The 609-nt window shown below is 36.6% G+C and carries 1 protein-coding gene; it reads left to right on the forward strand.

Features of this window, described 5'->3' with window-relative positions; genetic code table 11:
• Nucleotides 1-128 precede the first annotated feature (128 nt).
• Entirely contained in the window at nt 129-569 is a 441-nt protein-coding gene (locus C9E89_RS23095; RefSeq protein WP_107010352.1) for a hypothetical protein, read from the forward strand.
• The last annotated feature ends 40 nt before the right edge of the window (nt 570-609 follow it).

Below are 609 nucleotides of genomic sequence, written 5' to 3' on the forward strand. Positions count from 1 at the left end.
GTTATTTAGGGGATATGGAAAAGTACAACTCAGCTACAGCGTTGGGTTATTCAGTGTATCGGTATAGCACTGAGCAGGTGAAAAGCGGTAAGGCGATTGAAGACATTAGACGGTTGGTAGGGTGATTTATGAATGCGATGGTGAAAACAAAGGTCATGGATTGGTCGAAATTTACGGCTGAAGAATGGTTTAAACAATATGGTGCATATATACAAACTTGTAGAATGAAGTCAGGAAATATACCTGATTCACTTGGTGTAAATCAGATCTATTGGCTTATTTGTGAAAATAACAAAGGCGTTGCTCCAAGAAAAAATCAATTGGTGTGCCAAATAAATGACTTTGAAGCCGATGAGGTGCGAAAATTAATTATAGATTTAAAGTTCTCTAATCGTATTTGTGCTTCAGCAAAAGCAGCTGTAAATCTTTTTATTGAAAAGAATGTAAGAGGCTTGTCTGATAGAAAAATGGAAGATGAATTTAAGTTAGGGCGTAATTGCCTAAAGAACATGGTTGCGTGTGGTGGGTTTTATATATCGGGTCACGATAAAAGATTAAGAATCAAATAGTAATTGACTGGCATGCCAGCATATGGCATATTTCTGCTAT

Origin of the sequence: Acinetobacter sichuanensis, from assembly GCF_003024515.2 — a bacterium.
Taxonomy (GTDB): Bacteria; Pseudomonadota; Gammaproteobacteria; order Pseudomonadales; family Moraxellaceae; genus Acinetobacter; species Acinetobacter sichuanensis.

Bases quoted from the DNA above. Each gene is read 5' to 3' on its own strand.
- C9E89_RS23095 (WP_107010352.1), top strand. From the start codon at position 129: ATGAATGCGATGGTGAAAACAAAGGTCATGGATTGGTCGAAATTTACG.